General features: G+C 70.7%; 19 protein-coding genes, 1 pseudogene and 1 CRISPR repeat array. Of the genes and pseudogenes, 10 read left to right on the forward strand and 10 right to left on the reverse strand.

What is annotated here, in order from left to right:
• Window positions 1-123: 123 nt before the first annotated feature.
• Window positions 124-954 (forward strand): hypothetical protein, encoded by an 831-nt coding sequence (locus O7553_RS21985; RefSeq protein ID WP_281551568.1) that lies wholly within the window; start codon window positions 124-126, stop codon window positions 952-954.
• A gap of 20 nt (window positions 955-974) precedes the next feature.
• On the opposite strand, the gene O7553_RS21990 is transcribed toward O7553_RS21985, so the two are convergent.
• Window positions 975-1487, reverse strand: a complete 513-nt coding sequence (locus O7553_RS21990; protein WP_281551569.1) for a tetratricopeptide repeat protein — start codon at window positions 1485-1487, stop codon at window positions 975-977.
• 191 nt (window positions 1488-1678) lie between these two features.
• Between O7553_RS21990 and O7553_RS21995 the strand changes: the two genes are divergently transcribed.
• Window positions 1679-2689, forward strand: a complete 1011-nt coding sequence (locus O7553_RS21995) for a YcaO-like family protein (RefSeq protein ID WP_281551570.1) — start codon at window positions 1679-1681, stop codon at window positions 2687-2689.
• Between the two features lie 13 nt (window positions 2690-2702).
• Window positions 2703-3158: a hypothetical protein gene (locus O7553_RS22000; RefSeq protein ID WP_281551571.1), complete on the forward strand. Its 456-nt coding sequence runs from the start codon at window positions 2703-2705 to the stop codon at window positions 3156-3158.
• Between the two features lie 14 nt (window positions 3159-3172).
• Here the strand turns inward: O7553_RS22000 and O7553_RS22005 are convergent.
• From O7553_RS22005 to O7553_RS22015, 3 genes and pseudogenes are all read right to left on the reverse strand, one after another.
• Window positions 3173-4792: pseudogene (locus O7553_RS22005) on the reverse strand (serine/threonine-protein kinase).
• A 6-nt stretch (window positions 4793-4798) separates the two neighbouring features.
• Window positions 4799-5206 carry a hypothetical protein gene (locus O7553_RS22010; RefSeq protein WP_281551572.1) on the reverse strand — a complete coding sequence of 136 codons (408 nt, stop codon included), beginning with the start codon at window positions 5204-5206 and terminating at the stop codon, window positions 4799-4801.
• A 76-nt stretch (window positions 5207-5282) separates the two neighbouring features.
• The gene (locus O7553_RS22015; RefSeq protein WP_281551573.1) at window positions 5283-5861 is read right to left on the reverse strand and encodes a hypothetical protein; all 579 of its coding nucleotides are present in this window, start codon (window positions 5859-5861) and stop codon (window positions 5283-5285) included.
• A 103-nt stretch (window positions 5862-5964) separates the two neighbouring features.
• Here O7553_RS22015 and O7553_RS22020 point away from each other — a divergent pair, with 103 nt between their 5' ends.
• The 4 genes from O7553_RS22020 to O7553_RS22035 all read left to right on the forward strand — a co-directional run bounded on the left by O7553_RS22020 (window position 5965) and on the right by O7553_RS22035 (window position 9205).
• Window positions 5965-7152, forward strand: coding sequence for a hypothetical protein (locus O7553_RS22020; protein WP_281551574.1), 1188 nt, complete (start codon window positions 5965-5967; stop codon window positions 7150-7152).
• A 63-nt stretch (window positions 7153-7215) separates the two neighbouring features.
• Complete coding sequence (locus tag O7553_RS22025) at window positions 7216-7620, forward strand: hypothetical protein (protein WP_281551575.1); 405 nt, start codon at window positions 7216-7218, stop codon at window positions 7618-7620.
• Between the two features lie 11 nt (window positions 7621-7631).
• Window positions 7632-8708: a hypothetical protein gene (locus O7553_RS22030; protein WP_281551576.1), complete on the forward strand. Its 1077-nt coding sequence runs from the start codon at window positions 7632-7634 to the stop codon at window positions 8706-8708.
• An 80-nt stretch (window positions 8709-8788) separates the two neighbouring features.
• Window positions 8789-9205: a helix-turn-helix transcriptional regulator gene (locus tag O7553_RS22035; protein ID WP_281551577.1), complete on the forward strand. Its 417-nt coding sequence runs from the start codon at window positions 8789-8791 to the stop codon at window positions 9203-9205.
• A gap of 21 nt (window positions 9206-9226) precedes the next feature.
• Here O7553_RS22035 and O7553_RS22040 read toward each other — a convergent pair whose 3' ends face one another.
• Together O7553_RS22040 and O7553_RS22045 are read right to left on the reverse strand one after the other, a co-directional pair.
• Window positions 9227-9754 carry a DUF6036 family nucleotidyltransferase gene (locus tag O7553_RS22040; protein WP_281551578.1) on the reverse strand — a complete coding sequence of 176 codons (528 nt, stop codon included), beginning with the start codon at window positions 9752-9754 and terminating at the stop codon, window positions 9227-9229.
• Window positions 9751-10116 (reverse strand): hypothetical protein, encoded by a 366-nt coding sequence (locus tag O7553_RS22045; protein WP_148083555.1) that lies wholly within the window; start codon window positions 10114-10116, stop codon window positions 9751-9753. Before O7553_RS22045 ends, O7553_RS22040 begins: the two co-directional genes overlap by 4 nt.
• A 165-nt stretch (window positions 10117-10281) precedes the next feature.
• Between O7553_RS22045 and O7553_RS22050 the strand changes: the two genes are divergently transcribed.
• A complete protein-coding gene (locus tag O7553_RS22050; protein WP_281551579.1) occupies window positions 10282-10689 on the forward strand; it encodes a VOC family protein in 408 nt (135 codons plus the stop codon).
• 92 nt (window positions 10690-10781) lie between these two features.
• Here the strand turns inward: O7553_RS22050 and O7553_RS22055 are convergent, their stop codons facing one another.
• Together O7553_RS22055 and O7553_RS22060 are read right to left on the reverse strand one after the other, a co-directional pair.
• Window positions 10782-11039, reverse strand: a complete 258-nt coding sequence (locus tag O7553_RS22055; protein WP_281551580.1) for a hypothetical protein — start codon at window positions 11037-11039, stop codon at window positions 10782-10784.
• Window positions 11029-11304 carry a hypothetical protein gene (locus O7553_RS22060; protein ID WP_281551581.1) on the reverse strand — a complete coding sequence of 92 codons (276 nt, stop codon included), beginning with the start codon at window positions 11302-11304 and terminating at the stop codon, window positions 11029-11031. Before O7553_RS22060 ends, O7553_RS22055 begins: the two co-directional genes overlap by 11 nt.
• Before the next feature lie 126 nt (window positions 11305-11430).
• Between O7553_RS22060 and O7553_RS22065 the strand changes: the two genes are divergently transcribed.
• The gene (locus O7553_RS22065; protein ID WP_281555701.1) at window positions 11431-12210 is read left to right on the forward strand and encodes a helix-turn-helix transcriptional regulator; all 780 of its coding nucleotides are present in this window, start codon (window positions 11431-11433) and stop codon (window positions 12208-12210) included.
• Window positions 12207-12458, forward strand: a complete 252-nt coding sequence (locus O7553_RS22070) for a DUF397 domain-containing protein (RefSeq protein WP_281551582.1) — start codon at window positions 12207-12209, stop codon at window positions 12456-12458. Before O7553_RS22065 ends, O7553_RS22070 begins: the two co-directional genes overlap by 4 nt.
• Window positions 12459-12694: 236 nt before the next feature.
• Window positions 12695-15409: a CRISPR direct-repeat array (repeat unit 37 nt; unit sequence GTCGCAATGGAGACCGGCCCGCGAGGGCCGGTGACGG).
• A gap of 278 nt (window positions 15410-15687) precedes the next feature.
• Here the strand turns inward: O7553_RS22070 and O7553_RS22075 are convergent.
• Window positions 15688-16659, reverse strand: coding sequence for a hypothetical protein (locus tag O7553_RS22075; RefSeq protein WP_281551583.1), 972 nt, complete (start codon window positions 16657-16659; stop codon window positions 15688-15690).
• Window positions 16656-19703: a type I-U CRISPR-associated helicase/endonuclease Cas3 gene (cas3u, locus tag O7553_RS22080; RefSeq protein ID WP_281551584.1), complete on the reverse strand. Its 3048-nt coding sequence runs from the start codon at window positions 19701-19703 to the stop codon at window positions 16656-16658. Before cas3u ends, O7553_RS22075 begins: the two co-directional genes overlap by 4 nt.
• Between the last annotated feature and the right edge of the window lie 14 nt (window positions 19704-19717).

Consider the following 19717-nt stretch of genomic DNA (forward strand, 5'->3'; position numbering starts at 1 on the left):
CAATCTACCACGCCAACCCGGTCCGCGAGATCGGCTCTGGATTCCGGGGTGCCACCCGTGCGACCCTGTTTGCAATAAGTAGTCGCCCGATCACCAATGGCTACCCCTCGGCCGGAGGCGTGCGTGAGCGAGCTGTACCGGACGCCGCACCACCAACCACCACCAGGCAAAAACAGCGACACGACCCCGATGCAGGTGCTGGTCACCGGCATCACCCCGCCGGTGCCGTCCGCGACACACGGCGCGATGACCACCCTCGTCGGCCTACGCCTCGACGGCCCCCAGCGCTGGATCCGGTTCGACGAGATCCCCGCCCACCCGCTCAGCCAGACCGCGCCGGTACGGCGGTACGACATCGTCTCAGCCATCGCCAAGCCGGACCCGGCCGATCCCCGCCCGGAGAGTTGGCGAGTCCACGACGCAACCCTGCGGGTCCGTCACGAAGCCCGGCGGTGGCCCGGACGCGCCGCGGTCCTGCACCGGCACGCCGAATGGTCCATGTGCGACCTGGAAGACTCGGCGGCACGGCACCCCGACGCCCAGTCACTGGCGCTGATCCGGGTCGCCGAACTGCGCTACGTACGGGTCAACCGGACCCCGGTGGCACCGCCGGCCGAACGCTGGTCCGCCGCCACCTGGCGCCGCACCGAGCCCGACCTGTTCCGTCCGGTGGTGCACGACCTGCTGCGCCGACCGCCGTTCACCGTCGCCTACCGCTACCACTGCCACCATCCGGTCTGCCGCAGTCACGTACAGGACTTACGCGACTGGGACGTGGTGGCATACCAACGCGCGCGGCAGAAATACTGCGGGCTGCCGCTGCGGCGCGCGCTGGCACGTGAGTTCTGGTGGCCGTTGTGCCAGCCCGGCCGCGAGGTGGCGTTCCTGGTCGGCAGCCGCCGCGACGCCCCGGCCACCTTCGACATCCTGGACACTGTCATCCTCCGCCGCTAGCCCCGTCCCCTTCGGACTGGTCAGGGACTCCGGGCGAGTTGCCGTCCGGTCTCGGCAGCCTCCGGCAGGCCGAGCACGGTGAACAGGTCGTGGGCCAGGATCAGCTGTTCGCGGGACTCCTGGTCGGCGCCGAGCGCGTGCAGCACCCGCGAGAGCACCGCATAAGCGTAGGCCTGATCTCGCTGGTCACTGAGCCGCTCGCAGTGCCCGGCCGCCTGCCGGGCATGCCGGAGAGCGAGCTCCAGCTCGCCGGTCTCCCGTAAGGCATCCGCCAGCCGGTAGCGCGCCCTCGCCTCCCGCACGTGCAGACCGGCTGACACACACAGATCGAGGCACCGGCCGAACCATGACACGGCGTCCTCGTACCGCTGCTGGTCGACCGCCGCAAACCCGAAGACATACCACGCGTACGCGGTCGCGCCGTCGTCCAGCAGGTCGTCGAACGAGTCCAGGGCCTCCCGGCAAGCGCCCTCGGCCTCGGCAGACCGTCCACGGTAGGGCTCAGCGCGATCTTCGAGGCGCTGGAGCACCACCTTGGTGGACTGCGCGGCCTCGCTGGCGGCGGGACGACGCTACGCCGCGCGGGTGAGATCTCCCGCGACGTGACGCTCAGCCAGGACGTGGCGCTCGGCCTGCTCGGGGAATTGCCCGACGGGCCGATGGGGTGCCTACCCTTCCGGGTGGTGACCAGCGGCGCCGAGATTGACGTGCCGCTGTTCCTTCCGTGCCGGACTACCTCGACGAGGAAGCCGACCCGCTGCGGGACAGTCTGGGTGACCACTACGACTACACCGGGGTGAGCCGTTACTCCTGCAACAACGGCTGGGCGGCGGAGACCATCACCGGTCAGCGGCTGTACCTGATCGACATGACCACCGATCTGGGCGTGCCGGCGATCTTCGCCTACCTTCCCACGCAGGATGGCGAACCGGCCCGGATCCGCGGCTGCGGCGCCTCACTCTCCCGCCACTATGCGATCGCCCGTGCGGTGAGCGAGCTGGTCCAAATCCACCTGGCGTCCTCGCTCGGGAACATCCACTCCGCGTTCGCGGCCATGGCGCCCGTCCGGCACGACTGGACGACGCCCTACCCCGCGCTCCATGCCTGTTACCGAAGCGACTTCAGCACCCGGCTCGGCGACGCCATCCTGGTGCCGTACCGGGACACGGAAGCGCCGGACACCGCGGTTGGCCATTTCGACGCGCTCATCGATGCCCTCGTCAGACGCGGCTTCACGCCGCTGCAGCGAGACCACTACGTCACCGGCAACCTGGCCGTGGTCAACATCTTCGTCCCCGGCCTGGAGCGGTTCATGCTCGTCACCGACGGACAGGGTGGTGGTGCCGGGGAAGCGCGGCATGGCGGTCAAGAACAACGGAACACCACCTGGCGGCTTCTTGAACAACGCCGAATAGCCCACGTTGATCATGGCACTGGGTCGGTTGCCGCTGGCCGGCCGAACACCAGACACGTCAAAACAACGGTGACAGGTATCTGGTGTTCGGCTCGTGCACCCGACAACCGGCCGGCCCTGGCGCGGCGGCCCGGCCGGCCGGACAATCGGCAGCATGGCGATGCTGTGGCTCGGCGGAGCGGTGCTGCTGACCCTCCTCAGCGGCTTCCTGTTGGGCCAGGAACCGGGACTCACCTTCGTCACGGCCGTCCTGGTGCTGTGGGCAGCTGCAGCCGCCTACGTGGTCGCCGCCATCTGGCCCGCTCGCGCAGCTTCCGGTAACCGGGCCAGCCGGTTGACGACGGTCGTCATCACCGGACGCACACTGCTGGGGATCGCGGTCGGAGCGCTCAGTCTCGCCTTCGCCGGCGCGTACGGCGAAGGCAACCTTTCGCCGTACGGCGAACAGGTCACCGCCGAGGTCACCGATGTCCGTGACGGGTGCGTGCCGGGCACCGAACTGTGCCACCCCAGCTACCAGCTCTCCGTCGGCGGCGACGATCTCGGCTGGGTTCCGTTCTGTGGGCCGGCCGAGCCGGTCGGCTCGATGGTCGAGGTCGACATCGACCCACTCGGTCAGCGAGAGCCGCTGATCGTCTCCTGTATCCCCGGGCGGGACGCGGGACGAACGATCACCACAGCGTGGCTCGGTGGCGTCGGCGCCATCGGCCTGGTGGCTGTCGTCGGCCCAGCCTGGCGTGCCGCCCGCTCCCGGGGCCTTCGTCGACCCGACGTCACCGAGCCGGGCTGACCCCGGAGCCGGAGTCAGCCGACCAGCTCGTCCGGCAGGTCGGCCAGGAGCTTTCTGGCCTCGGCGACATCCGGGGGGTCGGGGCCGTACGCGCGTACCAGGACGGCCAGCGACTCGCGCAACGTCGCGGCGGCCGCCGCCACCTGCCCGGAGCCCAGCTGCAGCAGCCCGATCTGCCGGCGCAGGTCGAACGTACCCGGATGGTCTGCGCCGTGCTGCCCTACCTCGTCGGTGAGCAGGGCGTCGAGCAGCTGCAACGCCTCGGTCGACTGCCCGATCAACGCATGACAGGTGGCCTCCTTGAGCCGGCAGGCCACCGCCAACTCAGCAGCCGAGCCGCCGGACGCCGGGCCGGCGACGGAGCCCGCAGCGCCCGCAGACGCGGCGGAGCCGGCTGCGGCGGCCAGATCAGTGGCCAGCTCCCGGTACACGGGGATCGCGCCCCGGTAGTCGCCGCCTTCGAACAGCACGCTCGCCAGCTCGAACCGCAGGCTCGCCACATCACCGTCGGTGGGGCCGAACACCTGCGACGCCGGACCGGCGACATCGGCGAGCACCTCGGCCGCCTGGTGGAACCGGGACTGCCGGACCAGGCGGCCGGCTTCGCTGCGGGCCCGGTCCAGCGCCGTACGACTGAGCGTCGGCTCAGCCTCAGCCGACGGAGCAGACAGCTCCGACGCAGCCGGCGCAGCTGGGGCCGCCGGGTCCGGGCGGGCAGCCAGCACCCGGCCGAGAACCTCCGCGTACATCCGCACCGGGCTGGGCCGTGTCGGCGGCGCCAGCGCCCCGGGCAGCGGGCCGAGATCCGTCGCGTACGGCAACAGCCGGCGGTACACCTCGTCGGCGCTGCCCGGCCGCTCGTCGGGGCGCTTGGCCAGCAGCGCCGCCAGCAGCTGCGCCAGCTCGTCCGGCGCGTCCGGACGAAGCCGCCGCAACGATGTCGGCACCCCACTGACCTGCTGGTTCATCAGTACGTACGGGCTGGAGCCGGTGAACACCTGTGCGCCGGTGAGCATCTCGTGCAGGGTGCAGCCGAGCGCGTACAGGTCGGTCTGCGGGCTGCTCAACTCGGCGCGGATCTGCTCCGGCGCCATGTACGCCGGGGTGCCCAGGCTCTACCCGGTACGGGTGATCCGGGACAGGTCGGTACGGTCCAACGCCACCGCCAGCCCGAAGTCGAGCACCTTCACCCCGCCGTCCGGCTCGACCATGAGGTTGTTCGGTTTCAGGTCGCGGTGCACCAGCGACGCCCGGTGCGCCACCGACAGCACCGCGCAGGTCTGCGCGGCGATCGCCGCCGCCCAGCCGACCGGCAGTTGGCCCTGCTCGGCGACCAGGTCGGCGACGCTGATCCCGCCGACCCGCTGCATCACCAGGAACGGCCGGCCGTCGTGGCTGCCGACGTCGAACACGGCCGGCACCCCGGGATGCTGCAGCCGGGCGGTGATCCGAGCCTCCCGGAAGAACCGTTTCACCAGCTCCGGGTCGGGTTCGAGGTCGGGGAACCGGATGAACTTGACGGCGACTTCCCGCTCCAGCTTCACGTCCCGGCCGAGCCACACCTCGCCCATCCCGCCCCGCGCGATCATCTGCTCCAGCTCGTAACGGCCTTCGCTCAACGCCGGCAGGCTCACCTCTCGCTACCTCTCCGCAGCAGTCGACGGTGGTCGCAGGGTGCCGTCGGCAAGCCCGGCGAACCCTTGCCGGATCAACGCCTCCCCCAGCGACACCGTGCGCCGGAGACTGTCCTCGAAGGTGACCAGCCGCCGGAACGCCTCACCGTAGCCGCGTTGCTCGGCAAACGGTAGTCGGGGGATCACCACCCGTCGGGCGTCGGTGCGGGCCAACGCCGACGAGCTGCGCACCGCACCACTGGTCCGGCTCTGCGCCGCGCGCAGAAACCCGGCCAGGAAGTACGGGTCGACCCGCGCCGGGTCGACCCGGAACAGCAGCAGCTGCGGGCCGAGCACCGCGCCGCCGCTGTCCAGCACCCGGGCGGCGGGTTCCCGACCGACGACCTGGTCAGCGCGTTCCTGCGCGACTGGCACGCCACCACCGTCTGGCAGACCCCCACCTCATCCCGTTGACCCCGCCGGGCTCGTCTGACAGACGTGCAAGCCGTCGTCAACGCTCGGCGCGGTTCTGCTCGCGGAGCTGGTGCAGCAGGGCGGTCCAGCGCTTCGGCACCCCCAGGTCGAGGAACTCGGCCTTCAACGCGGCGATCTTCCGCTCCCGGTCGGCCAGCATCGCCTGCACGGCCGCGGTCAGCTGCGAGACGAACGCGCTCTCGCCCAGCCGGGTGACCGTGCCCTCGGCGAGCTGCACGGTCCAGGAGAGGGCGCCGGTGGTGCGTACCGTGATCGAACCGTCCGGTGAGCCGCCGGACGCGACCACCTCGTTGAGCGCCCGCGCGTACGCGGCCTGCCCTGGTGTCTGCTCGGGTCGGGCCGGCGGGTCGACGACGACCCGGAACGACGCCGACCGTCGCTCGTGGAGATCGTCCTGGGACCGCTGGAACGCGACCCACATCGCCTGCCCGAGCCGGCTCAGCTGGTGGGCGAGGGTGTCGTCGGTGTAGCGACCGTACGCCGCGTAGCTGAAGCTGATCCGCAAGTCCGTACCGTCGGTGGTGTCCGCCCAGATCGCACCGTCCGGGGACGACGCGGAGATCGGCGGGCGGCGGTCAAGGTCGGGCTCGCTCATCTCTCCCCCGCTCCGCAGGTCACCTGGCCACCGTCGAAATCCGCCCCGGACAGCGACGGCAACGAGACGACAGTCGATTGCCACACTGTGTTAGGACTAGGCGGTGAAACGAACTGCGCGTGGGCTCGCTGCGGCACTCGTCGCAACGGCGACAGTCGGAATCCCGCTGCCGGCACGGGCAGCCGACGCGGTGTCTCCGGTCGAGCCGCTGGCGGCCGAGGCGGCTCCGGCCGACGGATCGACGGCGACGCTGTACGCCGGAACCGGTGAGGCCGGGTACTCCGGCGACGATGGTCCTGCCACGGCGGCGGCGCTGAACCAGCCCGGTGGGGTCGCCGTCACGCCGGACGGGGTCGTGTACGTCGCCGACACCGGCAACGGGGTCGTCCGGGCGATATCCACCGACGGCGTGATCCGCACCGTCCCCGTGGGCGAGTTCACTCTCAGCTATCCGAGCAGTCTGGCGGTCGACAGCGCAGGGGATGTCTACATCGGTGACAGCGGCAACGCCCGGATCCTCGCCCTGGCGCCCGACGGTGACGTAACCGTGGTGGCGGGCGACAACGGGGCCGGGTTCGCCGGTGACGGCGGGCCGGCCGTCGAGGCGCAACTGCGCGACGTCAGCGGCCTGACCGTCGACGCCGACGGCGGGTTGGTCTTCGGCGACCTGCGCAACTACCGGGTCCGGCGGATCGACGCCGATGGCGTCATCGACACGCTGATCGGCAGCGGCGACGTCGGGCTGGTGGCGGGCGGCGACGCGGCGACGTTCACTTTCCCGTACGCGCCGATCTCGACGGCGGACGGCCCCGCCGGCGGCCGCTGGGTGGCGAGCACCCTGCTGTACGGCCTGTCCGACGACGTGATGCGCGCGGTGGTCCGCGACGGCGACAGCCGGTGGACGTACTCCGAATCGCAGTCGGCAGAGATCCCCGCCGGCGCCTGGCAGGGCACCCTCTACCTGGCCGCCACCGCGAACGCCCGGTACCTGTCGACCGACGACGGCCTCTACCGCCTCCACCCGGACGGCCGGGTGGAGACCCTGCTGGCGGATCCGTCGTTCGCCGGCCCGCTGGCCATGGTGGACGACCAGCTCGGCTACCTGGTCGACCCACGCCAGCACAAGGTGTACCGGTTGGAGCTTCCGGCGATCTCCGCCGCCGGTCCGGGCAACGGCGGCGACGCGGATCCCGACGGCGCGGTACGGCCATGGTGGGTGCTGGCCGCCGTGGCCGCCGTCGCGGTGACGCTGCTGGTGGCGGTCGTCGCGGTACGCCGCCGTAGAGCATGAACGCACCACCGCTCGGCAGCCCGCCCGAGCGGTTCCACCGACCATCGACCGGGGGTGATGGTGATGCCGGAGGATGTCACCGGCGGGGACCTGTACGCGCTGTGGCGGGTGTCTGAGGCGCTGCTGCCGCGCGTGGCGGACGTCTACTACGACGCGAACCGGCTGGTCGCGGCGGCGGACGGCGCATCCGGGCTGACCTTCGCCCTGACCATGTGGAACACGCTGCGCTACGAACTGCAGGACATGTACGCCGAGATCGGCGGTGTGGTGCTGGACGGCGCGACCGCCGTGCGGGACGCCCGCCTCGCGTACGAGGCGACCGACGCGCAGGCCGCGAGCGAGCTTCAGGCGCTTCTCGCCGACCCGTGGCGCAACTCCACCGACCCGGCGATCGCACCGCCCGCACCCGGGTCCGAGGACGACCCCGGTACGCCGATCCCCGCCCCACGCCGGTCCGACGCTTCCTGAAGGGGGCGACAATGGGCAACGCCGACACCCCGGCCGAGTACGCGAATCCGAAATTCGTTTCGGATCTGACCGATAAGGCCGAAAAGCTGCGGCAGGAGTTTGTCCGGCAGACCCTGCAGGACATGCGCTCCTACCTGGATGCGCTGCTGGAGGAGTACAACAAGGCCAACCCGGACCGGCGGGCGTACACCATCACCTCCGGGGCGTTCTCCGTCGTCATCAACAAAGGCCCCGGGCTGCCGAACGAGGAGGTGGTCCTCGCCGAGGCGGAGATCAGGCAGTGGGAGTATGCGATCGAAAACGAACACTACGCCTGGGTTGTCCCCACCTTCAATAGCTACCTGATGCCGGACCCGGACGAGGCCAACCTGGCCATCGACAATCTCGGCACGATCGCCACCATGTTCGGCGGGTCGGTCGCCGAAGCCGGCGAACTCGGCAACCGTGACATGGGGCTCACCGGCCTGCAGACCGTCCGCGACCAGATGGAGAACCACTGGGAGGGTTCGTTCCAGCAGACCTTCATCGGCAACTTCGTGGCCCCGCTGGAGAACGGGCTGGCCTGCCAGGCTGCTGCCGCCCGCATCGCCAAGGAGCTGCTGGAAGCCAACAAGATCAGCAAGATCGCTCAACGGAAGGCCGTCCTCGACCTGCTCGACAAGGCGCTCACCGCGCTCGGTGACCTCGGCGCGGGCGGCAAGTCGGCCAAGGGCCACGTCTGGAGCACGCTGGTCGGCATCGCCGCCGGCACCCTGATCGCCGCCACCGGTGGCATGGCGGCCTGGGTCGGCGCGGTGATCATCTCGGCCAGCACCCTGGCGCAGGGGCTGGAGGTCGGCGGGGACGCCGAGCCCATCGAGATCGGCGGCATCACCGCGCAGGATGTCGCGGTCGCGGTGCAGGGCGCGCTGACCAAGCAGAACGAGAAGTTCGTCGACGACGAGACCAAGGTGGCGGACGCTCTGACCCGACTGCACCAGGACGTGGCCGCCGCCCGCCAAGTGGTCGGGCAGCTGGGCGTCAACCGGCCCGACCTGCACGGCGCATCATCCGCCGACATCCGGCGCGGCCTCACCCCGTCGGACTGACCTGGCTCCGTCAGCCTGACCTGACTCCGTCGGGCTGAACGACGAAGCCGGATGTCGGTGGGGCGTGGCACCCTGACCGGGTGAACGTCGAGGAAGCCGTCCGGCTGCGCCGCGCCCGGGACCTGCTGGACCGGGAGTACGCCCGCCCGCTGGACGTGCCGGCGATGGCGCGGGCCGCGTACATGTCGCCGTCGCATTTCACCCGGCTGTTCCGTGCCGCCTACGGCGAGAGCCCGTACGGCTACCTGTCGACCCGGCGGGTCGAGCGGGCCAAGGCGCTGCTGCGCCGTGGCGACCTGAGCGTCACCGACGTCTGCATGGCGGTCGGGTTCACCTCGCTCGGCTCGTTCAGCTCCCGCTTCACCGAGCTGGTCGGCGAGTCGCCCAGCGCGTACCGGGCCAGGTCACACGCCGCTAGCGCGGCCATCCCGGCCTGCTACGTCAAGGCCGTCACCCGCCCGACCCGCCCGGCCGCGCTGCGCCTTACTGTTCATTGACGGCTGAAACGAGGCTTGGAGCTAACCGAACAGCTCACGGATCACGCCCATGGCTCGTGGCGAGATCGCCTCGTCCGGATAGAAGTCACGGCACAACCGCACGGCATCGTCCACCGTCGCGACCTCGGCCAGTGCAGCGAGGGTACGAAGGTCGTCCACGTCGCGTGCCCGTGCCGCGAGAGCCTTCATCGCGAAGATGTGCTCGGGCGAAGCCGCCATGACGCGAATGCCGGGATGGTCGAAGACCCGCCGTCGCCCCGGGTCCTCTTTGCCAGACACGTACACACTGGCCTGCTCGTTGAGCCACCACGGGGGCAGTCCTAGTTCGTCGGCCACCGCACGCGCCTCGTCGAGAACGACGCCGTGCGGCACGAACATCGCATCGACGTCCCTGGTCACCCGTCTTGCGTCATAGGCCAGCGCCATCGCGGCACCACCGACGACGAAGATGTCAGCAACGACCCCTCGACGGACGAGCCGATCACCCAGGCTACTGAACGCTCGCTCAAGTTCCGCGCGCCCCATCAGGACGCCGTCTGAGCCGGTCACGCCGCTGCCAGGTCGTGGACGGACAGGTACACCCCATGCTTGCGAAGGGCGGCTGGCGCCCACGCCAACGCATCTGCCCGGTGGACTGCCAGTTCGGCAGGAAACCATGGTCGGCGCAGCACCCGCGCCTCAGCCCATTGCGGCGGGGCGACGTCCGCCTGAGCGAGCAGATGCTCTGCGAGTGCCGCGAGTAGCGCGTCCCACCGCTCGTCCCCGGTCTGCTCCGGTTCGTCCAGCAGCAGCGTCACCCTGGTGTCCGCCGGCTCCCAGCGGAACTCCTCCAGGAACTCCCACACCAACTTCCACCGGGTCTGGTCGACGTCTGTGGATGCCAGATGGCTGGCCAGCACTGCCAGACTCATCGGTTCGTAGCCGGTACCCACAACGCGAACCTCACTTTCCGAACCTCGGCATCACTTCGGCACCATCAGCTTCAGGCTACCGGGCGACGGCCTGTCCAGGACCGGCCGGAGTATCAAGTCGGTTTGGAGAAGCCCAGGTCAGCCGGCCGGCGTAGCGTCGCTGGCATGACAATCAAGCTTTCCCACACGTTCCTGCTCGTCCGCGATCAGGACGAGGCACTGAAGTTCTACCGCGACGTGCTCGGCCTGGAGGTCCGCACCGACGTGCCGTTCGAGGGCGTCCGCTGGCTGACTGTTGGCCCGCCCGGACAGCCGGACGTCGAGATCGTGCTCGAAGTCGCCGCGATGGGTCGCGCCGCCGACCAGGAGACCCTGGAACTACTGCTCGCCAAGGGCTCGCTCAGTGGGCTGATCTTCCTGGTCGACGACGTGGACGCGACGTTCGATCGGGTCCGGGCCGCCGGGGCGGAGGTCATGCAGGAGCCCATCGACCAGCCGTACGGGGTACGCGACTGCGGCGTCCGCGACCCGTCCGGCAACAACATCCGCTTCTCGCAGCGACTGTCCGCGTAGTCGCACCGCCGCTGCGCCACCGCGCGTCGAGTGGAGGGCTGGGGTACGTAATTCGGCGGAAATTACGTACCCCAGCCCTCCACTCGACGAGTTCACGGGCGGCGACGGGCCGGCCGGGTCACCGCGCCGGGGCGGCGCAGCGCGTCCGCCCGTACGACGATGAAGCGGAAGCGTTGGTCCTCACCGCCGACGACCTCGACCCCGACCAGGTGGACCCATTCGATCCCCGGATGCTGTGCGCCGTCGTCGACCCGGGTGACCCGCAGCACGAGCCGACCGAGGCCGTAGCAGTAGTCGCCGGTATTCAGCGAAACCGTGTCGCCGACTTTGACCAGCGGGTCATTTCTCATCGTTGATCATTTCCACCGGCTTGCCGTCGCGCAGCAGCTCGGCGAACCACTCGTACGCTCCGAAGTCTTCCACGCGTAGAAATTGCAGCGCGGTGTCCATCGGGCGGCATCCGTCGGTCAGGCAGACCGGGCAGCCGGCCCACTCTGCTGAAGGCCAGTGGTCGGTGACGACGCTTGTCGCGTACCGGATGGCGACGTCACGGGTCTGCTCCTCGCTCAACTCGGGGATGGCCGGCGGTTGGGAACCTGGCACCAGGACGCTCATTTTCTGCCCTCCGCTGATCCTCGGAAACTTCTCCTACGAACACTCTGGACTCCGCCGGCACTCTCCCGTAAGGATGGAGCGGCATACCCGTGAAATCACTCACGTACGGAGGGGTAAGCGGTGGACATGATCATGTGGATACGCGCGCTCAAAGCAGCGCGGGTCGCCGCCGGAGTAAGCCAGGACGGGCTCGCCGAAAAGATCAACTGGAGTGCGTCGACGATTGCCGCGATCGAGACGGGCCGACGCAAGCCGACCTTCAAGTTTGCCGAAGAAGCCGACGTAGCTCTGGACACCGGCGGCCTGCTGACCGAACTGCTGGACCGCGCCGAACGCCAACGCACTCCCGCCTGGTTCATCGCCTGGCGCAAGATCGAGTCCGAAGCCACCCGCCTCCGAAACTTCGAGTTGGGCGTCGTCCCTGGCCTTTTACAAACCGAGGAGTACGCCCGAGCGATCATCACCGCTGGCAACCTGCACACACCGGCCAAGGCCGAGGAACTGGTCCGGCTCCGGATGGAACGGCAGGAGCTGCTGACCCGCGAGGAGCCGCCTGAGTGCACCTTCGTGCTCGACGAGTCGATCCTGAGCAGGCCAATAGGCGACCATGCCATCCTCGACCGGCAGCTCCAGCACCTCCAGGAGGTTGCTGAGATGCCGAACGTACGGATCCACATCCTGCCGACCGAGGTCGGCGCGCACGTCGGTCTCGGCGGCGGCTTCGTCCTCGCCGATCTTCACGACATCGACCCAGCCGTATACTTGGAGAACGTCGCCAAAGGCCAGGTCGCCGACGACGAGGAGACGATCCAGTTCTTGAACCGCAAGTGGGACAGGCTGCTCGGCGACGCCGCCTCCACCAGCGCGTCGCTGCGCATCATCGCAAAATATAGGCTGACACCATGACGACTTCTGACGGCCTGCAGTGGCGCAAATCTAGCCGTTCCGGCGACACCGGCGGTAACTGTGTGGAGGTCGCCGCCGCGTGGCGCAAGTCCAGCCGGTCGACCGACACCGGCGGCAACTGTGTCGAGGTGGCCGGCAACCTGCCCGGCCGGGTCCTGGTCCGCGACTCGAAGGACCGGGACGGCGGCACCCTCACCTTCTCCCCCACCGCCTGGACCACCTTCCTCACCCACACCCCCGCCCGCTGACTGACCCCTGCCGCTACGCCCGCAGCCGGTCGCCCTCGCCAGCCCACCGCTGGCGAGGCGACCGGCGCTCGCGGCTTGATCCCTTCTGACTCGATTGGCCCAGGAACCGGATTTCGCTGTCCATGAGTGCGCGTCGTCCGGCACCAACGGCAGCCGCCCCGCACCCCAATGGAGACCGACTTCTCGAGTCGGTGAAGGGCCAGGTCGTAGACGGAGAGCTCCACACCATGCTGGCAGTCGCAATGGAGACCGGCCCCGGTGCGCCAGTGACGGTGTGATCTCGCGGCCATGCGCAGTGGGTGCCGGGTTGCAATGGAGACCGGCCCGCGTGGGCCGGTGACGGAACAGATGGCGCTGCTGCTGACGCATCTCGCCGCGCTGTCGCAATGGAGGCCAGCCCGCGTCGGCCGGTGCCGGCGGCCAGCCGCCGGCTACATGCTCGCCCTGCTGCCCCAGTCGCAATGGAGACCGGCCCGTGTGGGCCGGTGACGGCACGAAATCCAGCGGAAGCACATTCCGGCTGCTTTGGTGTCGCAATGGAGACCGGCCCGCGAGGGCCGGTGACGGTACGCCAGGTAGCGCAGGTTGTTCAGCCCGAATCCGTCGCAATGGAGACCGGCCCGCGTGGGCCGGTGACGGCCGGGGCCGACAACACGTTTCAGATGTCCAACATGGGATCGCAATGGAGACCGGCCCGCGAGGGCCGGTGACGGGGCGGTGGAGCTGCGCCGGCTTGACGGCGCAGGCCGGGCGTCGCAATGGAGACCGGCCCGCGAGGGCCGGTGACGGTGTACCGCGAACCGGACGCACCCGGCTGGTCGATTCGTGTCGCAATGGAGACCGGCCCGCGAGGGCCGGTGACGGATGACCCGATCGGCATTCCGCACCGTGCCGGGCGGGGTCGCAATGGAGACCGGCCCGCGAGGGCCGGTGACGGCCGCGTCGGCGTACGTGGCGGATGAGGTGCGGGACCGGTCGCAATGGAGACCGGCTCGCGAGGGCCGGTGACGGTCCGCCACACCGATCGACGACCGGGACGCCGGGACGTCGCAATGGAGACCGGCCCGTGTGGGCCGGTGACAGAATCGCACCCGGGACCGTTTGTCCGGATCATTCCACAAGTCGCAATGGAGACCGGCCCGTGTGGGCCGGTGACAGAATCGCACCCGGGACCGTTTGTCCGGATCATTCCACAAGTCGCAATGGAGACCGGCCCGTGTGGGCCGGTGACAGACGCTGCCCATGCCCTGCAACCCGGGGTCGGTCGCCCCGTCGCAATGGAGACCGGCCCGCGAGGGCCGGTGACGGGCAGGTCCGGACACCAGCGGGCCAGCACGTCCACGATCTTGTCGCAATGGAGACCGGCCCGCGAGGGCCGGTGACGGGGGCTGGCCGTGGATGACCTGTGCGAGCTGACCGAACTCTCGTCGCAATGGAGACCGGCCCGCGAGGGCCGGTGACGGGTTGGGCGTGCCGCCGCACGCGTTGATGCAGACGGAGTCGCAATGGAGACCGGCCCGCGAGGGCCGGTGACGGGTCCCGCAGGCGGAGCATGATCGGCCGGCCGTCCATGTCGCAATGGAGACCGGCCCGCGAGGGCCGGTGACGGGCTAGACAAGGTCCGTAAGTGTTCCATCGGTCAAGGAGAGTCGCAATGGAGACCGGCCCGCGAGGGCCGGTGACGGGACCCGGCGCGCCCTGCTGCACATCGGCCCCGTCCTCGTCGCAATGGAGACCGGCCCGCGAGGGCCGGTGACGGGTGCTCGCCGTTGGCCTTCCGCACCCCGCCACGCTTCGGTCGCAATGGAGACCGGCCCGCGAGGGCCGGTGACGGGGCCGCCGACTGCACCACTCCCCGGACGGGGTGATCTGGCCGTCGCAATGGAGACCGGCCCGCGAGGGCCGGTGACGGGCAGTCACCCACCGTCGGCCGGAGACGGCCGTCCCCGTCGCAATGGAGACCGGCCCGCGAGGGCCGGTGACGGGACAGCCCGACGCTGCCGACCCGCACGGAAACAGCATCGTCGCAATGGAGACCGGCCCGCGAGGGCCGGTGACGGTCGGTCGACGATCCGGTGAGGAGGGTGTCGAGGCCGTCGTCGCAATGGAGACCGGCCCGCGAGGGCCGGTGACGGGGATGAGGCGTACGCCGAGCAAGGCCCGGACACGGCGGAGTCGCAATGGAGACCGGCCCGCGAGGGCCGGTGACGGGCGCGCATTCAGCGGGCGTTGCAGGGTATCGCCCCGCAGTCGCAATGGAGACCGGCCCGCGAGGGCCGGTGACGGGCAGGCGGCCGGGGGGTAAGGGATGGCCCAGAAGCAGTCGCAATGGAGACCGGCCCGCGAGGGCCGGTGACGGGTACATCACCTACCCGGACCCGACGGTCACCCCCGAGTCGCAATGGAGACCGGCCCGCGAGGGCCGGTGACGGGCGCTCCGCGCTGGGCGCCATTCACCTCTCCGGAAGGTCGCAATGGAGTCCGGCCCGCGAGGGCCGGTGACGGCGAAACCAACTATGGGCCGCTGTCGTGGCGGTACGGCGGTCGCAATGGAGACCGGCCCGCGAGGGCCGGTGACGGGGCGTCGCCGGTGGTGCGGTTGCCTTCCTTGTCGAGAATGTCGCAATGGAGACCGGCCCGCGAGGGCCGGTGACGGAACCCCGACGGCATGGGGGTTGCGGGCCCGTACACGGGTCGCAATGGAGACCGGCCCGCGAGGGCCGGTGACGGTCCGCCGACGTAGACATCACCGCTCTCACTGTCTCGTCGCAATGGAGACCGGCCCGCGAGGGCCGGTGACGGAGACCGTGTCTGCGCAAGAGAGTATCAACACCGCCCGTGTCGCAATGGAGACCGGCCCGCGAGGGCCGGTGACGGGGCCGGCCTGCTCCCAGTGGGCCGTCCGGCCGTGCTGGTCGCAATGGAGACCGGCCCGCGAGGGCCGGTGACGGAGCTCGCGAACTGGCTATATAGCCAGTTCGCGATGGAGTTCAATCGAGTTGCCGGTCTGGTTGGTCCGGTTTGGCTGCATATCCGGGTTCGGAACCTCCCGCGTGAGGCGTGTCCACCGGGGGTTCCGAGGTCGGTGGACGTATCGGGCGCATCTGTTCATTTGTCAATCAAACGACTCCGTGACCGTCCACGCGGTGGAAGTGAGGTCAGCGTACTCGGCGGCACCGACGTAATCGCTGGCGTCGCTGTGGTGGCTGGTGACCCGTACGCCCTGTTGTCACGGTTTCGTGGGTGTCGGGCCGTTGATGGTGACCGGGATCGGGGCGAGCACGCCGGCTGATTTGCGGCCCTCGACGGGTCGGCGGGCGGCGGCGGCCACGGTGAAGACGCCGAGCGGCGCCCACCTGGCCGGGTTGACGGTGACGCCGTCGCCCAGTCGCAGGTCGCGGTGCTCCAGCAGAGCGGTGACGGCGTACCGGTCGAGAGGTTGCCGCCACAGTGGCCACAGCATGACCGGCTGGCGTCGGCCGGGCACCTGATGCCAGCCCGTTGCTGCGACGGTGCTGCCGTCGCCGGTCAGCCGCAGCATCGACAGCGCCATGATGGCCAGCCAGGTGGCACCGGGCACGCCGGCTTCGACGGACTTGCCGGACGGGTGGTCGGCCGCGCCGCGTACCACACGGTGGTCGAGGTATTCGCCGGTGTAGCCGTCGACGCGCCGCCAGCCGGTGAACGCCTGTCGGATCAGTGTCGTCGGGTCTTTGCGTACCTCTTCGAGGGGTTTAGCGAAGAGCGAGCGCAGGCTCTGCTGACCGGCGGGCGCGGTGTACGGGGTGAGTGCGGCGCGGCCTTTCGCGTCGGCGGCCAGGTCGGTGACGAGGGCGGCCAGCCACCGTGCGGCGGCCGGTTCGCCGCCGGTGAGCGTGCCGGCCGCAGTCCGGAACTCGTCGCGGGCGACCCGCATCGGGTCGGCCGCGACGCCGACCTTCGACGCGGGGAAGGTTGCCGGCACGCCAGGGATCACCCCGTCGGGCGGGATGGTGTCGAGGATGCCGACGATCGTGGACACCAGGTCATCCAGTGCGGTCAGCCTGCGGCTGTGCAGTCGGGCGACGGCGGTCCGGTCGTCGAACGACAGCGCGGTGACGGGATCGTGGTGGTCGGCCAGGAGCCGCAGGGTGCCCAGCGCGGCGAGGAACCCGAGCGGGTCCCGCCCGTCCAGAGCCGGCAGCTCGATCGGGTCGGTCACAGGGCTGTCCCTTCCTGGTCGCCAGCGGGCGTTTCCTCGTCGCGGGCGGACGCCCAGATGTCGGCCAGTCGCACGACGGTTTCCAGCAGTGCCAGACCCCACCGGCCGTACGTGTCGTTGAGGTGGGCGAACCGGGCCGGGGCGGACCAGTCGACGGTGTCGGCGGAGTCGAACAGCGGCAGCAGACCCGGCACGGCGACCTTGATCGGCCGGTCGTCGACGACCGGCGGCAGCAGTGGACGGTTACGGCCGTGGTGGCTGGCGACCAGGTGCACGACCAGCTCCGGGTCGTGGTCGCCGGTGTGCCCGGCCAGTCGGGCGGCGGCGACCCGCGCCGACAGAGCTTCATGTCGCATCCCTGGTGGGTAGCCGGCGGCGTGTTGGGCGCGTCGCGCTTCGGCGAGGTTCGCCGGGTCGAGGCCGGATTTGGCCAGTGGCTGTGGGGCGAGCTCGGCGAGCTCCGGTCGGCCGGCGTGCAGCATCGCCTGGAAGCGGATGTCGCGTTTGCCGTCGTCGTGCCAGCGGGCGGCGGATTCGACGCTGGCGGTCAGTGGCGCGGGCAGGCCGAGGTTGCGGGCCATTTCGGCGGCGCGGGCGGCGACCGCCCGTTGATGGTCGTCGAGGTGGATGCGCCGACCGGGGTACGCGCTGGCGGAGCTGCCCGCTTCCGAGTCGTCCTCGGCCTGCCGGTAGCCGGGACTCTGGCCGCCGGCTGGTTGCCGGGCCGCTGGTTGTCGGGCGGTGGTGAGCAGCACCGGGAACGGCGGCTGCCAGCTCCGGCCGGTCTCGGCGTCGAGGACCGTGGCGGTACGGGTGACGTGCAGGTCGGTGTCGAGCAGGGGTTGCAGGGTGCGGTCGTGCAGCGGATGGTCGGTGGTCAGCGCGGTGGCGAGCGCCCGAAGGAGTTCGCGGTAGCCGGCCGGGTCGGTCGGGTCCTGGTCTGCGGTCGGTGCGGCGAGCAGCGCGTCGAGGGCCGCTTCGATGTCAGGGGTCAGCGGCTGCTGCGGGTCGGGCCGGTAGCTGACGACGAGTGGGCGCAGGTGGGCGCCGAGGCGCAGCAGTGGTCGGCCTCGGCGGCGGGCCAGGTCTGCGACGTCGACGACCGGTTCCCGGCTGGCCGGGTGCCAGCCGAACTGGTCGCAGCCGCCGTACTCGACGGGTAGGACGATGGTGTCGCCGGGCCGGATCTGGGCCGCGCGGATCACCTCGCCGCCGCCCCGGCGCGGGTAGCGCAGCACCAGCCGGTCGGCCGTACCGCCGGTTGTCGGGGTCGGCTCGTCCGGCGCGGCCGCGAGGTCGACGTCGGCGGTCAGGTCGGCCGGGTCCGTGCCGGTCAGCAGCCGGCGTATCGCGTGGATCGGCACCTCGATGGCTTCGTCGGCGACCGGCGGCACGATGTCGATCGTGGCCGGCCAGTGTTCGGTCTCATCGGCGGGCAGCCCGGCTCGCCAGATGACGGTGACGGCGGGCGGCTCGGTGCCGATGCCGTGCAGATAGGGGGCGACCGGCGGGTCCGGGTGCGGGGTGGGTGAGCTGCGGGTCCAGGCGTCCAAAGTGCCCTGGTTGAGCAGTGGCACGTACCGTTCGCCGGCGGTGACGGCTGCGGCCGGGGCCTGGGCGCGCAGGTCGCGCAGCGCGGCCGGCGACACGTCGCGGAACTCGCCGTGGTGGGGGGTGGCCGGCGCAGCTGGTGTGATCCGGCCGGCGAGCCACTGCCAGGTGGCGAGACGGGCGGACCCGTAGACCGGGTCGTCGGCGTCGACGGTGCTGTCGTGCACCAGGTACGCGGGGGCCGGTGCGTTGTGCTGGCCGAGCCGGTTGAGTCGGCCGAGTCGCTGGATCAGCGCCGGCAGCGGGGCTGATTCGCTGATCAGCGCGTCGGCGTCGATGTTGGCGCCGACCTCGATCGTCTGGGTCGCCACGACGATGAACGGGCGGTCGTCGGAGCGGTCGCGGCCAACCTTGATCCGCTGGTAGTGGCGTTTCAGCAGCAGGTCCCGGTCGATCGGGCGGATCCGCCCGGTCAGCAGGACGGCGTCGGTGCCGGCCGGCAGCCGGTCGAACACGGCGCGGGCGCGGGCGACCGTGTTGGCGACGACGGCCACCACGCCCCGGTCGGCCAGCCGTACGGCGAGGTCGGCCATCACCTGCGGCACCTCGGTGGCGGCCTTGCGCCGGTTGGTGTCGACCTGGACGAGGCGTAACCGTTTGCCGGCCCGCAACCGTTGCCCCGCATCCGGGTGGTCGAGGTCGGCGGCGCTGATCGTGTGCACCGTCGGCGTACCGATGTCGGGGGCCGGCGGTGGCGTACCGATGTCGGGGGCCGCCGGTCGGTCGTCGTCGGCCAGGTTGGTCGCCGACATGGTGACCAGCACCGGCCGGCGGGCGATCGGCCACCGGTCCAGGTCGAACGCCGCGCGGGCGGTGGTGTGGAACGCGGTGGCCAGGTGGGCTTCGTCGACGACGATCAGGCTGTCGGTGCCGACGAGCGCCGCGTCGATGCTGCGCGCGTACTCGCTGACCCCGTACCCCCGGAACAGCAGCCGGCTGCCGACCTGGTCGATGGTGCCGGTGATGATCGCCCGCCGGTCCGGGCGTTCCAACCAGACGCGGTCCCAGGTGACGCCGCCGCGCATCCGGGCGACGGTCAGCACCTCACCGGGGTCACCCACGGCGCGCAGCCGGTCGGCGACCGCGCGGCACACCGGCCCGGCGGCATCCGCCCCCAGCGCCTGCTGGATGGCGGTGGCGTGTTCGTGGGCTTCGTCGACCACGAGGCGTCGGTCGACGACGAAGAACGTCCGCCGGGGCGCGAGGTCGGGGCGCAGCGCGGCGACGAACACGGCGACGTCGAGCACGGTCGTCTTGCCGAGCCCGGTCGGTACGTCGATGACGTCGGGCCAGCGCCCGTCGGCGAGGATCCGGTCGAGCAGCGCCTGCTGCCAGGGGAACGGCCGGCGTCCGCCGTGTGCCTCGGCGACGAAGTCGGCGAAGTGTGCGGCGGTCAGCTCCTCGGTGGTGGCCTGTCGGCCGGTGCCGGGCATTGTTCGCTCCGCTT

It is taken from the genome of Solwaraspora sp. WMMA2059 (genome assembly GCF_027497315.1).
Taxonomy (GTDB): domain Bacteria; phylum Actinomycetota; class Actinomycetes; order Mycobacteriales; family Micromonosporaceae; genus Micromonospora_E.

Bases quoted from the DNA above. Each gene is read 5' to 3' on its own strand.
- O7553_RS22015 (WP_281551573.1), bottom strand. From the start codon at position 5,861: ATGAGCGAGCCCGACCTTGACCGCCGCCCGCCGATCTCCGCGTCGTCC.
- O7553_RS22025 (WP_281551575.1), top strand. From the start codon at position 7,216: ATGCCGGAGGATGTCACCGGCGGGGACCTGTACGCGCTGTGGCGGGTG.
- O7553_RS22030 (WP_281551576.1), top strand. From the start codon at position 7,632: ATGGGCAACGCCGACACCCCGGCCGAGTACGCGAATCCGAAATTCGTT.
- O7553_RS22045 (WP_148083555.1), bottom strand. From the start codon at position 10,116: ATGAGTCTGGCAGTGCTGGCCAGCCATCTGGCATCCACAGACGTCGAC.
- O7553_RS22050 (WP_281551579.1), top strand. From the start codon at position 10,282: ATGACAATCAAGCTTTCCCACACGTTCCTGCTCGTCCGCGATCAGGAC.
- O7553_RS22055 (WP_281551580.1), bottom strand. From the start codon at position 11,039: ATGAGAAATGACCCGCTGGTCAAAGTCGGCGACACGGTTTCGCTGAAT.
- O7553_RS22060 (WP_281551581.1), bottom strand. From the start codon at position 11,304: ATGAGCGTCCTGGTGCCAGGTTCCCAACCGCCGGCCATCCCCGAGTTG.
- O7553_RS22065 (WP_281555701.1), top strand. From the start codon at position 11,431: ATGATCATGTGGATACGCGCGCTCAAAGCAGCGCGGGTCGCCGCCGGA.
- O7553_RS22070 (WP_281551582.1), top strand. From the start codon at position 12,207: ATGACGACTTCTGACGGCCTGCAGTGGCGCAAATCTAGCCGTTCCGGC.
- cas3u (WP_281551584.1), bottom strand. From the start codon at position 19,703: ATGCCCGGCACCGGCCGACAGGCCACCACCGAGGAGCTGACCGCCGCA.